Genomic DNA, 14,556 nt, shown 5'->3' on the forward strand with positions numbered 1-14,556 from the left:
GTACCGGTAGAATCTAAAGACACCTACCGTAAAAATCCGGAGAAGATATTGTCAGCATCTGAGTCTGCGCAGCCGTCCCATAAAGATCCGCGCACCGCCTCTTGGGGAGGGGGACGTATCTTCATGGCACTCTTAGTGGTGTTCGCGGTGGTTGCGCTGTTCCACGAGTTTTCCACCCTGCCGGCCTCTGGTTCTGCCGGATATGGGCTGGCTATGTTGTCACTGGCAAACGTGGCGCATTGGATTGTTTTATCGATCGCGGTGATTCATAACGGCCGGCGGATGCGCCTACTTGCCTGGACGCTCACTGGGATCGAAGCTTTGCTGCTGGTGCTATTTGCTTTTGCCTTCTCGTCTGCGCACCTAGATAGCGCGCAGCTGCTGTATAACTGGGGGCAGGCCTATTATTATTTCCCCGCTATTTTAACGGCGCTAACTTTGGTCTGGCTGATAGTGTCGTCCCCAATGCGCCCCGGGAATAGTAATTAAACTAGATTCGGGTAAGAGTTTTGCCTGAGGGCTTCATACAGGCCGATTGAAGCCGAAATGGTTAGGTTTAATGAACGCAAGTGCGGCACCATCGGGATCCGCACCAGGTTAGCTATGCGAGGATGTTTCATAACATCCTCCGGGAGACCAGTAGGTTCGGGGCCAAATAACAGTCCGTCCTCGCTCCCATAAGAAACCTCTTGAAACTGAAGAGAAGAATGCCCGGTAAAAGCGTGAATCTGTCCCGGTATTTCGGCGAGGGCGTCCTCTAGATTAGGGTGTACTTTCACGTGTGCGAGGTCGTGGTAGTCGAGTCCCGCGCGTTTGAGCTTTGTGTCATCCATGTCGAAACAAAGCGGTTCTACCAGGTGTAATAGGGTGCCGGTGCAGGCGGATAAGCGGATAGCAGCTCCGGTATTTCCCGGAATCCGCGGCTCGAAATAGATCAAATGCAACACGCCCTCGATTCTAGATCTTTTTGGTGTTCGCGAAACAATCCGGGTGCGGGTATCGGTTCGTGATTATGCTGCCTAAGCGGGGCTATTCACGTAGCCTGGAGGCACAAGCACCGATTTACTGGAGGAATCATGGATCTTAACTCCCGTCCGATGGCTCTCGATCCTTACCAGGCGCTGCCGGAACTGCCGGTTTTTACTTTGACTTCTGCAGATATGACGGCGGGCGGACAGATGCCCACCGCGCAGATTGCGACGGGGGAGAACCTGTCTCCGCAGCTTTCTTGGAGCGGCTTCCCCAAAGAAACCAAGTCGTTTCTACTAACTTGTTTTGATCCTGATGCCCCTACGCCTTCCGGATTTTGGCATTGGCTGATTACCGATATCCCGGCGGAGATGACTTCCCTGCCTACCGGTGCGGGCAGTAGTGACTTTGAGCTTGACGGACCGGCTTTCCATTTGCGTAACGATGGGGGTGGCTGGTCATATATGGGGGCGGCTCCGCCGAAGGGGGATCGTCCGCACCGCTATATTTTTGCCATTCACGCCCTGGATACGGAAACTTTGGAACTGGATGAGGACGCCTCGGCGGCGGCTGCTAACTTCCAGGCGCTGTTCCATTCCCTGGCGCGCGCCACTTTAGAGGTCACTTACCAAAATAAATAGGATTCCAGACTAGGGTTTGCCCTAGCACTCGAACTTAAGAAGTAGTTAGCACGCGTTTTTGTTTGAGGGGAGGAGTCGGCAAGTCTTAGCACGCCAAGCTGATCAGACGAAGAAAGCAAGGGGCTCAGTGCGTTATATTGCACCGAGCCCCTTGCTTTGGGTTGTCTGGATGGGGCACAACCCCACTCAGATTGAGCCGTTAGTCACGACGGCTCCGACGTCTGGCAACGGCCAGTACCAATCCGGCACCGATCATCCCCATACCCACGTATGCGGTCTTCGCCACATCGGCGCCAGTTCGCGCTAGCGAGTCTGCAGAGCTGCTAGCGTAGGTGGGATTCTTTGACTTATACGAACCTTTTCGAACTTGCTTAGTCTTACCTGGTTTGCTGGGGTTATTGGATGGATTATCTCCCGGCTTCACCGGCTCAACTGGCTTGTTAGACGGTTTATCCGTTGGTTCGTCCGGCTCCGCCGGCTCGGTAGGATCGGTCGGCTCAGAAGGCTCAGAAGGCTCCGTCGGAACCTCGCAGGCACACTTCGTACCTACGCGGAGTTTGCGCGCCTGCGGTTCCTTGATGACCTTTTCCGAGGTCTCCGGATCGCCTACTGGCTCGCCATTCTCTAGCTGCCAGCTCTTGGTGATTTCTTTTTCACCGAGTTCACCAGGTTGATCCTCAACCATCTTGCCAGCTTCTAGGTTCGGATCGTACTCGATAATCGTGTCGTACGGAATCTGTTCCTTGTGTGTATCCTTCAGCTCGGTTTGAGTCTTGTTCGGGCCAACTTCCACGATGTGGTCAACCGGATCGCTGATCTTCTCGGAGGATTCCTCTTTGGAGACCTGCCCGTTTTCATTCTTCACCGTGACGGTGTGCTTGATCTCGCCCTGTTTGCCTTCCTGGATGACTTTCTTTTCACCAGGTTTCAGTTCAGGGTTGACACGCACCTCGACCTCGAACGGGGTCTTTTCGATCCACTCAACCGTTTCAACAGCAGGCGGGCACTTGGTGCCCACGCGGATGATCTGCTTGACCGGCTCCTTGGTGCGCTCAGTGGTCACGGTCGGGTCGCCGTCTGGCTTGCCGTCCTTGATCTTCTGAGTCGAAGTCACAACTTCAGTGCCCAGCTCACCGGGCTGGTCAACCACCTGCTTACCCTTTTCTAGGGTGTCATCAAAGACGATCTCGGTTTCGAACGGAACGGGCTTTTCAACCTTGGTCACCAACTCGTCAGCACCCGAGCGCGGACCGTATTCAATAATACGTTTCTTCGGTTCCTTAGTGGTTTCCGCCTCAGCTACCTCGGCTTTGTCACCCTGAGCGGTGAACTTCGCCGTGTAGGTCTTTTCACCGTTTTCACCTTCTTGGACGACCTTGGTTTCACCAGGGGCTAGATTCGGGTTCTCCCGAACCTCGGTTGGGTACGGGATCGGAACCGTCCAGGTGACGTCCTTGGCGCTTTCGGCTGGCTTAGTTCCAACCACAACGACCTCATTAACCGGTTCAGAGGTGCGTAGCCACTCGCCGTCCTTGCTCATCCGTTCCTTGCCCGGCACGCCCTCGGTTTCAACCTTGTACTGGCCAGCAGGGATCATGGGGTCGTACTTGTACTCGACCTTAAACGGAACTTCGCGTACTGGAGTTTCCACAACGTTGACCACAGCGGAGGTGGTGTCTTGCGAGCCATCCTCATAGGTGACCGTTACCGGAACCTCAATCTGGTCGCCCGGCTCGGCAGTCTCCGGCGCGGTGGAGATAACGTTGCCCTTGTCATCTAGGCCAACGATCCAATCGCCATTCTCGGTCTTCACCTTGTAGGTCGGGTTACCGAACTCGTTGGTTTCACCGGTGGGCTCAAAGTTGCCTGGTACCGGGGCGATCTCAAACGGGTTGTCCTTAGCAACGTCAACCCCTTCTGGCTTCTCGATAGCGAGCACAGACTTCACGGTGTCACCAGGGAAGACCGTCTCCGTCGGAATAATCGGTTCTGCTACCCAATCGTTCGTCAACTTGACCACAGTGGTGACCGGTGTCTGCGTGGTTAACCCACCTGGCGCGTTGACCGTGACAGAAACAGTCTTTTGATCACCCGGCTTAGCATTCGCCGGCGGCGTGGAGGTTACAACGCCCGTGTTCGGGTCAATGGTGTACTTCCAACCATCCACCTCTTGGGTAAGAACTGGCTTGCCGCCGGTGTGTCCAAAGGAGTAGGTGGAACCTTCGGGGGCACCCGTGACCTTGTGGTTAACGGACTGATTTGGACCGGTCACCTTGACCTCATAGGAAGCCTTAAGATCACCCTTAATGACTACGAAAGAGCCAGTGGTCTTATGGGTCTTGTGATCCTGTTCTCCGCCGTAATGAGCAATAACCGGAACATCTAACTGGTCGCCTTCCTGCGCATCACTTGGGATGGTGGTGGTAATTTCACCAGTTTTTTCGTCGATGGACACAGTCCACTGCTTGCCATCCTTACTGTTAAGGACCGTGGTGGTCGTACCATCTTCAAAGGTGTAGCGCTCGGGCGCCTCATCGGTCGTGTTGCCACTTAGACCACGCTCAGGAATCTCGGGAACCAGGCTCACATTCGCATCCGGCTGACCAGTCACGGTGCCATATTTGGGAGTCTTTATGTCCAAAATTGCCTGGAACTGAACCTCAATCTCATCCGTAGTCTGGTCCGGGTAGGTTGCCGTCACCTTCGGTGTAATAACGCTGCCGGGAGCAACGGTTTCGTCCGCTTTCGCGAGGACATTGCCCGCATCATCAACGCTGACAGTCCAGCCATCTGGCACGGTGGCGGGGTCTACCTCGAACTTCGCGGGAGCAACCGGCTTGTAACCGCGCATGATCGACTTGGTGCCAATCTGAGCACTAAGATCCTGTCCCACCTTGCCCTTTGTAATTCCCGGGCGCACTAGGTCAGTGACCTGCGTGTTGTTCGGGTCTACCACCACGAGAAGTTCGAGCGTATCAGTGGAGCCGTTGGAGTATTCCACCGTGACCATAGGACGGGCGAAGGTACCCGGGCGCGGATTTTCTGGGGCAGTCACGGTGACGTTGTAGTCCTCGTCCATCTCAACATTCCAGCCCTCGTAGACGTATTTATCGTCTAGTTCGACCGTAGCCTCGAAACCGCCATCGGCCTTCTTCTTTTCCAGTTCCTTAATCAGATCAGGAGTCTGGGTGAATACAACCTTCTGTGGTTCAGTAGCCAAGGGGCCGGTTTCGCTATCGACACCCGAGATGATCGAGGCGTCGGTCTTGTCGTACTGCGGGTTGTGATACTCAGTGTCATCCAGGGAGAACGCCTTGGAGTCGATGACATTTGCCGTGCGATAGCGATCCAGTGAGTTGGAGCTTTCGAACGTCTTGGGCTCGCCATACGGATCGTTGTTTTCACCGGCAGCCTGAAGCTGATCCACGGTACGCGGCTTTGCCAGAACGGAGAAGTTCACGTTCTTGTCATCCGCCAGGTTCGTGCCGCGGTACTTCGGCCAGGTGAAATAGATATCGCCGCTGTCGTCGATACGCAGCATCTTTTCACCGCCAGAGGCTGCCGGATCCGTGGTACCAATGAACTTACCGTTACCATCGTAGGCCTCTACCACCATGCGGGACAGCGAATCGTCCTTGCCGCCGTTTGCCACCGCTGGCACATTGATCGTGCCGACCTTGGTTTCCTCACCCGGGACGATAACGTGCTTTTGGAAGTTCTCCCAGGACACAGTGATGGGGTTACATTCAATGTTCTAGCTCGGCCAGGGGTTAACCACAGCGGAGAAAAGAGCGCTGCTACCTTGCGTCGCGTGGAGGCTGGGATTTTCCTGCGTGTAGTCACTCTTCCACGCGTAGCGCACCGGGTTTGCAGAACTGGCCTGCGCGTACTGCCCAACCTTGTCTTCCGTCAGGTTCGCCAAAAGATTGATGTTCCTTTGAGCCCCCCTTCCGGTAATATCGATGTTTTCATCGGCTTTGTGGGTAACCACTGCCTCATCATTGGCAAGCGCCTGACCAATATCCATGGAGGACACCGGTGCCGTATTCAAATACGCACCGAGGCGACCCGAATTAGTAAAGCTCCAATCGACGAACGTGCGATCTTTTGAGTTATCGAATGAAATACCTATTCCCCAAGCGGTTTTAGAGGGGCTGGTGGCACTTGGCTCCAAAGTTCCCCAGGTAAAGCCAGCCTGGCTGCCGTCCGGGTCGCCGCTTTCAACAACACAAGAGCCGGCAGGCAGATCTGAAGCTTTTTGATCTGCCTTCTCGACCGCGCCAGATTTATCCCGGATACCGCCGGAGAGCTCTGCCGCAGTAGCGGATTGAGGTGACATGAAACTTGGCGCGGTCACTAAGGTACCTGCCGCTAATGCCAGAGCTGATAAAGCCGCAATGGAAGAATGCGAAAGTCGCTTCCGTCCGCTTGGCTTACTCAAGGAGTCCATTGATCATTCCTTCCTAAAGATTTGGTGTGATACTCACGGGGGATCTCCTAGTTCCCGTGGAGGTAAGGCTGGTAGAGTAAACCCCTAGACTAGAAGCTTTAATTATTTAACTCAATAGGTATCGCGTTGATAAACGCTGGATGGGCGTCATTTATAGCCAGAGATATACCCGGTTACGTGCATAAATCCATTAATGCCTTTGTCGTTACAACAGTCGTTCGGTTTTGCTATTAGTGATAATCGGAGAAAGTACAGGGCGTGAAATCTATGCGTGGCGGTAACTAGGATACCTGCCAGTCTCGCTAGACTATTACCTAGTTCTGTACCTAGGAGGTTCTAGTGGCGGCATCAGATCAACGCGCTAATCTACATCGGACGATTTGGCGAGTGGCCAATGATTTACGTGGCAGCGTAGATGGTTGGGATTTCAAAGCCTACGTGTTGGGAATGTTGTTTTACCGTTTCATTTCCGAACACATCACCAACTGGGTAAATAAGATCCAGGCCGAGGGCGGGGAGACAGATTTTAACTACGCCCAAATAGATGATGAGCAGGCAGAAACCGCTCGGGAATATATGGTGAACACGCTGGGGTTCTTTATTCCGCCCTCGAAATTGTTTCAAAACGTGCGCCGAGCCGCGCCTCGTGACCAAAACCTAAACGAAACCTTAGCGGCAGTATTTGCCGATATTGAGGCTTCGGCTATCGGCTCTAGTTCGGAAGATGACCTTAAAGGGCTATTTGATGACGTCAATACCAATAGCCCCCGTTTGGGGAACTCGATTGCGGAGCGTAACGCCAAGCTGGTGAAACTGCTTGATGCTATCGCTGACCTGGAGCTGGGTAACTATCAGGATGCCGATATTGATACTTTCGGTGATGCCTACGAATATTTGATGACTATGTATGCTTCGTCGGCCGGAAAATCTGGAGGCGAATTCTTCACTCCCCAAGATGTTTCGGAACTGATAGCCCGGCTGACGGTGCTCGGTAAAACTCGGGTAGGTAGGGTGTATGACCCCGCGTGCGGTTCTGGCTCCCTGCTGTTGAAGTTTGCGAAGGTTTTGGGGCGCGAAAACGTAGAGGAAGGTTTCTTCGGACAAGAAATCAACCTGACTACCTATAACCTGTGCCGGATCAATATGTTCTTGCATGGGGTGAACTTTTCTAAGTTCGATATCGCCCTTGGGGGATACCCTCACGGAACCGGCGCATTGGGATGATGAACCTTTCGAAGCGATTGTTTCTAACCCGCCCTATTCCACGAAATGGATAGGTGCGGATTCGCCGACCTTGATGAACGATGAACGTTTTTCGCCTGCCGGGGTATTGGCGCCTAAAGGCAAGGCGGATCTGGCGTTCACGATGCATATTCTGTCTTGGTTGGCCGTTGATGGCACGGCCGCGATTGTCCAGTTCCCCGGGGTGCTTTATCGCGGGGGAGCGGAAAAGAAGATCCGCAAATACCTGGTGGATGGCAACTATGTGGATGCGGTAATCCAATTGCCGGTTGATTTGTTCTTCGGTACTTCTATCGGCACCTGCGTACTGGTGTTAAAGAAGTCGAAGAAGGATTCGAACGTGCTGTTCATTGATGCTTCAGAGCTATTTGAACGCTCGGGCACTAAGAACCAGATTACTGAGCCTTTCCGTAACCAGATTCTTGAGGCTTACGAGAAACGAGAGAATCAGGATCATTTCGCGCAGCTGGTTTCGATAGAAGATATTGCCGAGGCCGATTACAACCTTTCCGTGTCCAGTTACGTAGAACCCGAGGATACTCGGGAAAAGATCGATATTCACCAGCTCAATAAAGACATTGCCGGCATCGTGGAACGCCAAGCCAAGCTACGGGAAGCCATAGACGCCATCGTCGCCGACCTGGAGGGCGCAAATAGCTAGATTAGAGCTGTAAGCTCTTAGTTGCTATTGCAGACTTTTAGTCACTGTTTCCATTATTTCTCCCACCGGGGACGAAGGATTTGGGTATGGCTTACCTTTTATCCTAACGATTTTATCGTTGCGTTCCTTTGCCTTCTCCCATTGTTTATAGGGGAAAGTAGTAGGTAGGAATTTTCTGGATTTTTCAGTTTTCTTGCGTTTACGTACCTGATTCGTTTAGCTATTAAGATCGCTCACTAATTTTTCTAAAGCCAGGGATTGCGGGTAGGGCATACCTCCGAGAGCGCCTTGAAAATAGAGTTTTGCAATATTGTTTTCTTTGCGCACTCCTTCTGGTAGTGAGTAGAGCGCGCAATTTCCGTTGGCATCTTTTTCGCTAAACCAGATTTCTTCTCGTTTCAGGATCGCTTCTGGATAGCGCTCGAGTAAAGAAACATCGTGAGTGTTAAATACCAGTTGGGCGCCTTTAGTGTTAACTATCGGGTTGCTATAGAGGGAAACTAATAGGGCGACCAAACTGGGGTGTAAAGAATCGTCCAGTTCATCACAGACCAAGGTTTTGCCGTTAACCAGCATATAGATTGCCGGAATCGCCACGTTTAGCCAGGCAATAGTACCTCTGGATTCTTCTTCGAGGTTAAAATCTATTTCTTTCCCATTTAGTCTGTGCTGGAGGACGAGGGCGGTTGCCATTTGCTGGGCTTCCTCATCTTCTAGTTCGACTTCTTGGGTCTGTCCTTCTTCGCCTAGCTCGGAATTAATTATCTCGTTGATTCGTTTGGCGATACGCTCATATTTTTTAGGTACTATTTCTTCGTCAACCCGGAAACCACTGATTCCTAGATCGGCGACTTTCAGAACCATATTAACTACTTGTACCCATTCGGGGCGTTTCAGTAAAGCCTCGGTCAGCCACGCATGGCGAGCCTGTTTATCTGCTTCTTCGGGGCTGATGAACGCAAAATCTTCCCGGATAGCAGTGCAGAATTTTTCTGCACCTGGATGTTCAAAAAGACTAGCTATAGTCACCGCTAGGGACTTACGAGGAATAACCTCGGCAATGTTCTTCCTACTAATTTTCTTTTCTCTACCCCAGTTAATCCAGATTTCTTGGCGAGTTCTCTCAATTATTTTCCGTTTGTAGCTTCCCTCCCAAGTAGTTAAATACTCGCTAACGACTCCTTGACTATCGACGGCTACCCGATATTCCCATCTTTGATCTGCGAACACTCCGTCAAGCTCGAAACTACTGGGGTAATTGTCGGAATCGTGATAGCGGGTTTTGAATGGTCGGTAGAGTACCTCTACTGCATCTCTAAAATAATTGGGAGTAGAAATCGCTCGAGTTAGACAAAGAACTGCAGACAAAAAAGTGGATTTTCCAGAAGCGTTTGCACCGAAAATGCCGGCGACGCTCTCTACGTGATCTTGCCAAGTGTTATTTTTGGGCGGATTACGGTACCGGTTTACGATAGCCGCGTCTCCCAAAGTTAAAAGCGACTTCTCGGCAAAACCCGCATAATTTTCAACGGCAAATGAGATCAACACACCCTCATTTTGGCACAAATATGCGAAAAACGCATAAATGTCGCAAAGGTTGCAGAGTTAACTTCAAATTTGGTGCACTTTGAGCTATTGGCGCCTGTGGTCACGGTACAGGCATGAACGATTTTCTTAACCGCTACCCCGGGTAGCGTAGTCAAGATTGCTCCGATCCTGACTTACCAAGAACAAATAAACACCACGTACGGAGAGTAATGCCTTCTCTTTCGGTGTGGACTTTATAAAATGGGGGCAGCCAAAGTATCAGGAGGTTCTGGTTGTCTATGAAGGCGGGGCAAAGCAATAGCAAGGGCGTAATGCCATGAGCCGAATAGAAGACCTAATTGCGAAGTACTGTCCCACCGGGGTGGAGTATAAAACTCTCGGTGACTTGGGTACGTTTATGCGTGGCGGAGGCCCGCAAAAGAAACACCTTTTAAGCAGCGGAAAACCTTGCATCCATTACGGACAGATTTATACTCGCTACAGTATTTATACTGGTGAGACCTTGTCTTTTGTATCCCCAGAAGTTTTTGATTCTTCCAGAACAGCATCCCCTGGCGACGTGATTATTGCAGATACCAGTGAAAATGATGAAGATCTTGCGAAAAGCGTAGCTTGGATCGGTAATGAGAAAGTGGCGGTCAGTAATCACACTTTAATCTATAGTTCTGCATTGAATCCTAAATATGTTTCATATTTTCTTTCTTCTCATTCATTCCAAAAACAAAAGAAACGTCATATCACTGGGGTAAAAGTAAGATCTATTTCCGAAACTGGAATGTCGAAAATAAAGATTCCGGTGCCGCCGTTGGAAGTGCAAGATGAGATCGTGCGGATTCTAGATTCTTTCACAAAGCTAGAAGCGGAGCTAGAAGCTCGTCGCAAGCAGTACGAGTACTACCGCGACTCGCTTCTCAGTTTTGAGAACCTAAATAGCCGCGTGGGGGGGGGTACAGTTAGACTAATATCCTTGCGAGATATATCGAGTTATTCGGTGGAAAAAATATCCGCATGTTTAACTGACAACAATTCATATGTCGGTGTCGATAATCTGATAGCGAATAAGCGTGGCAAAAAACCGTCAGATTACGCTCCCAATACCAGTAAGCTATCTAAGTTCTATCCTGGCGATATTCTCATAGGCAATATACGCCCATATCTACGAAAGATTTGGCAAAGCAACCTTGCCGGTGGTGCTAGTGGTGACGTATTAGTAATTTCTATAAATGATGAAAAACAAAAAGAGATTACCTCAAGATTTCTTTATCATGTTCTAGCTTCTGAAGATTTCTTTGAATATAACAATAGGTTTGCCAAAGGTGCGAAAATGCCGCGTGGGGATAAGAAAGCAATAATGGATTATAAATTTTCGCTTCCTCGTCTCTCGGAGCAGGAACGAATTGTGGCGATTCTGGACAAGTTCGACGCTTTGGTAAACGATCTTTCTTCTGGTTTGCCGGCGGAGATTGCGGCTCGGCGTAAACAGTATGAGTATTACCGCGACCGGCTCCTAACCTTCACTCCCGCAAAGTAACTGCGAGATTTACGCCCAACGCGCGGGGAAAATAGCCAACAGCGCGGGGAAAAAGTTTTATCCGAGCAGGCTAGGTGGGCGTAAATCTAAAAAGACAAGGTCTTTTTAGATTTTGGGCAGGAGGAAAAGCTTTTGCCCCGCGCGTGATTTTTATCCGAACTCTTAGGCGGGAGGAAAAATCTCTCTCCCGTGCCTGTCAGGTGGGACAACTTTTCCCTTGTGCGTAACTGCGTGATTCGGGTCGCGGCCGGTAAAAGATACGAGAGGGGCTTGACCTGCGCAGCAGGTCATGGGGTCCCCGGAGTGCTTTTACCGAGCCAGACCCGCAACCAGCAGACCGATAATAACGCTTCGGCTAGGTAGCACATATTTAAAGCACTAGCGCCACTAAGATAGAAACAGTTAGCAACTCCAGTTGTTTCCAGGAGACTTCATGAACACCTATTTACCGATTGCCACCAGTGAAGATGCTACGGTAGTCGCCACCTATGAGCCGGAAGAACGTAAAGAAAAGGCCTATCAAAGCGAAGCCGCCCTCGAAAAAGCGTTAATTGAACAACTCCAGCGGCAACAATACGAGTATTTACCGATAAAAGATGTCTTCGCCCTCGAAAATAATTTGCGTCGCAGCCTGGAAGCCTTAAACGAGGTTTCTTTTAGTGACCGCGAGTGGGAGCGTTTCTTTAAATCCGAGTTGGCTAATCCTTCCCGGGGGATTGAAGAAAAAACCGCGATTATCCAGGCTAGCCCCGCGGCCCTGGTTTTAGAGCGTGATGATGGTACGCAAAAGAATATTCACCTGCTGGATAAGGTTAATATCCACCGCAACCGTCTGCAGGTAATTAACCAATATGAAACGGACGGCACCCACCATAACCGTTATGACGTAACTATCTTGGTAAACGGGTTTCCGCTGGTGCATATTGAACTAAAACGGCGGGGAGTGCAGCTACGGGAAGCTTTTAATCAGATTAACCGCTATCAACGGGATAGCTTTTGGGCGGGTAACGGACTATTCGAGTATGTGCAACTGTTTATTATCTCGAACGGTACCTACACGAAATATTATGCGAACACTACCAGAAAGCAGCATGTGAAAGAGCAGTCTAGATCGGGCAAGCGGGGGAGTGCAGCCAGCTTCGAGTTCACTTCTTGGTGGACTGATGCGCGCAACCGTCACATTACGGAGCTAATGGATTTTGCGAAAACTTTCCTATCGGGACGCACTTTGCTCAATGTGATCACGAAATATTGCGTGTTTACTACCGAGAAAATTTTGATGGTGCTGCGCCCATACCAGATTGTGGCGGCCGAACGGATCATTAACCGGGTGCAAATCGCTACCAACTATAAGAAACTGGGCACTATTGAGGCCGGCGGCTACATTTGGCACACCACTGGCAGCGGGAAAACCCTCACCAGTTTTAAAACCGCGCAGCTGGTTACCCAAGTGGAGGGGGTAGATAAGGTTCTGTTTGTGGTTGACCGCAAAGACCTGGATCATCAAACCAAGAAAGAATATGAGGCTTTCCAAAAAGGAGCGGTTAACTCTAATCGGTCTACCCGGCAGCTCGCCGCGCAATTAGCGAACGATAAAGCCAAAATCGTGATTACCACTATCCAAAAGCTTTCCAATTTTGTGCGCGCCAATAGTCAACACAAAATCTATGACAGCCATATTGTCATTATTTTCGATGAATGCCACCGCAGCCAGTTTGGCGATATGCATCAAGCGATCAAACGAGCGTTCCGTAACTATCACCTGTTTGGTTTCACCGGCACGCCCTTATTTAACGAAAATAAGGCTACCGGTTCATCCCTGACGATCCGCACCACTGCCCAGGTTTTTGGTGACCGTCTGCATTCTTACACCATTACCGATGCAATCAGTGACCAAAATGTGTTGCCGTTTCGTATTGACTATGTGAACACCCTTAAACCTCGGGAGGGGATTAGGGAAGAGGAAGTACTCGCGATTGCTACCGAGGAGGCTTTGCTGGATCCGCGCAGGATTCGGGAAGTGGTCTCTTATGTGTTGGCTCATTTTGATCAAAAAACTAAACGGAACTCTTACTATTCCTTGAAAGGTAAACGGGTGCGGGGGTTTAACTCTATTTTTGCCGCTGCCTCGGTTAAAGCCGCTAAAGCCTACTACCTAGAGTTTGCCCGCCAACAAAGCGAGCTGGCTGCCGATAAACGCCTAAAAATCGCCACTATTTTCACCTATGCCCCGAACTCGGATGACTATAGCGACGGGTTGCTGCCGGAAGAAGATTTCGATACCGGGGCTTTAGAACTCCCTGACCGCGAGTTTTTAGAGACTGCGATTGGAGACTATAACCAAATGTTTGGGAGTAGTTTCGATACCTCGGCAGATAGTTTTGGTGCCTACTATGAGGACGTATCCGAGAAGATGCGTAACCGCCAGCTAGATATGTTGCTGGTAGTTAACATGTTCCTAACTGGTTTTGATGCGAAAACCCTCAACACGTTGTGGGTGGATAAACATATGCATCACCACGGGTTGTTGCAGGCCTATTCGCGTACTAACCGTATTTTGAACTCGGTGAAAGCTTACGGAAATATTGTTTCCTTTAGGAACTTGGAGAAAGAAACTTCCGAGGCTATCGCCCTCTTCGGTAATAAAGAAGCCGAGGGGATTACGGTACTTAAGCCTTTCGGGGTTTATTTTGATGCCTATTTGGAAAAACTTTACCAGTTGTCGCGCTGGGAGCCGGGTGAGCTAATTATTGGGGAGGCCGAGCAAGACCTATTTATACAAACTTTCGGGGAACTGTTGCGGCTACGAAATATTCTTTCTGCTTTCGATGAATTTGAGGAAAAAGATCCGCTCAGCCCGCGGGATCTGCAAGACTATCAGTCAGAATATATTGAGCTTTACCGGCAGCGGCGTGCCGAATCTGAGGGGGAACGTAAACGGATTAATGATGATTTGACCTTTGAAATCGAGTTGATCAAGCAGATTGAAGTAAATGTTGATTACATTTTGATGCTGGTAGAAAAATACCGTGACCAGCACGCTGAGCAGAGCCGCCAGGAAGTGCGGGAAGATATTCGCCGCGCGGTTAAGTCCAGTCCTACCTTCCAGAATAAACTCGATTTGATTGAACGGTTCGTGGATTCGGTTTCTGCCACTAGCGGTGAGATTGATGAAGAGTGGAAAGCCTTCCTAACTGATCAAAAAGCTATCGAGCTTGCAGGAATTGTCAAGGAAGAAAATCTGAAACAACCTGAAACCGAGCGGTTCATTAACGCCATGTTTAGGCGGGGATATCTGGAAACCTCTGGATCCGATATTGACCAGATTTTGCCGCGCGGATCCCTGTTCGCTACGGGTGCTGATAGCCGGATTGAACGCAAGAAGCGGGTTATAGACAAGCTGAAAACCTTCTTTGATCGTTTCCACACCCTCGGATAGTTTTGGGCTAATGCCCATAATTTTGGCCAGGTTCTACCAAGAGCAGGGTTGCGAGGCTTAGAAATAATAAATCGC

At 50.3% G+C, this 14,556-nt stretch carries 8 protein-coding genes and 1 pseudogene; 5 read left to right on the forward strand and 4 right to left on the reverse strand.

Annotated features, from left to right (window positions below):
• Window positions 1-48 precede the first annotated feature (48 nt).
• Window positions 49-489 (forward strand): hypothetical protein, encoded by a 441-nt coding sequence (locus tag ACZ5BI_RS04255; protein ID WP_464896727.1) that lies wholly within the window; start codon window positions 49-51, stop codon window positions 487-489.
• On the opposite strand, the gene ACZ5BI_RS04260 is transcribed toward ACZ5BI_RS04255, so the two are convergent.
• Window positions 486-947 carry a tRNA (cytidine(34)-2'-O)-methyltransferase gene (locus tag ACZ5BI_RS04260; protein ID WP_278605563.1) on the reverse strand — a complete coding sequence of 154 codons (462 nt, stop codon included), beginning with the start codon at window positions 945-947 and terminating at the stop codon, window positions 486-488. The genes ACZ5BI_RS04255 and ACZ5BI_RS04260 overlap by 4 nt on opposite strands.
• Window positions 948-1,076: 129 nt before the next feature.
• Here ACZ5BI_RS04260 and ACZ5BI_RS04265 point away from each other — a divergent pair, with 129 nt between their 5' ends.
• Window positions 1,077-1,610 carry a YbhB/YbcL family Raf kinase inhibitor-like protein gene (locus ACZ5BI_RS04265; protein ID WP_464896728.1) on the forward strand — a complete coding sequence of 178 codons (534 nt, stop codon included), beginning with the start codon at window positions 1,077-1,079 and terminating at the stop codon, window positions 1,608-1,610.
• A gap of 199 nt (window positions 1,611-1,809) precedes the next feature.
• Here ACZ5BI_RS04265 and ACZ5BI_RS04270 read toward each other — a convergent pair whose 3' ends face one another.
• Together ACZ5BI_RS04270 and ACZ5BI_RS04275 are read right to left on the reverse strand one after the other, a co-directional pair.
• Window positions 1,810-5,340 carry a G5 domain-containing protein gene (locus ACZ5BI_RS04270; protein WP_464896729.1) on the reverse strand — a complete coding sequence of 1,177 codons (3,531 nt, stop codon included), beginning with the start codon at window positions 5,338-5,340 and terminating at the stop codon, window positions 1,810-1,812.
• 24 nt (window positions 5,341-5,364) lie between these two features.
• Complete coding sequence (locus tag ACZ5BI_RS04275) at window positions 5,365-6,060, reverse strand: adhesin domain containing protein (RefSeq protein WP_464896730.1); 696 nt, start codon at window positions 6,058-6,060, stop codon at window positions 5,365-5,367.
• Between the two features lie 339 nt (window positions 6,061-6,399).
• Here ACZ5BI_RS04275 and ACZ5BI_RS04280 point away from each other — a divergent pair.
• Window positions 6,400-7,963 (forward strand): annotated as a pseudogene (locus ACZ5BI_RS04280) (type I restriction-modification system subunit M).
• A 216-nt stretch (window positions 7,964-8,179) separates the two neighbouring features.
• Here ACZ5BI_RS04280 and ACZ5BI_RS04285 read toward each other — a convergent pair.
• The gene (locus ACZ5BI_RS04285) at window positions 8,180-9,511 is read right to left on the reverse strand and encodes an AAA family ATPase (RefSeq protein ID WP_464896731.1); all 1,332 of its coding nucleotides are present in this window, start codon (window positions 9,509-9,511) and stop codon (window positions 8,180-8,182) included.
• Between the two features lie 385 nt (window positions 9,512-9,896).
• Between ACZ5BI_RS04285 and ACZ5BI_RS04290 the strand changes: the two genes are divergently transcribed.
• Together ACZ5BI_RS04290 and ACZ5BI_RS04295 are read left to right on the forward strand one after the other, a co-directional pair.
• The gene (locus ACZ5BI_RS04290; RefSeq protein ID WP_464896732.1) at window positions 9,897-11,042 is read left to right on the forward strand and encodes a restriction endonuclease subunit S; all 1,146 of its coding nucleotides are present in this window, start codon (window positions 9,897-9,899) and stop codon (window positions 11,040-11,042) included.
• A 433-nt stretch (window positions 11,043-11,475) separates the two neighbouring features.
• Window positions 11,476-14,481, forward strand: coding sequence for a type I restriction endonuclease subunit R (locus ACZ5BI_RS04295; RefSeq protein WP_464896733.1), 3,006 nt, complete (start codon window positions 11,476-11,478; stop codon window positions 14,479-14,481).
• Window positions 14,482-14,556: the final 75 nt, after the last annotated feature.

It is taken from the genome of Varibaculum sp. GTC20041 (assembly GCF_055387755.1).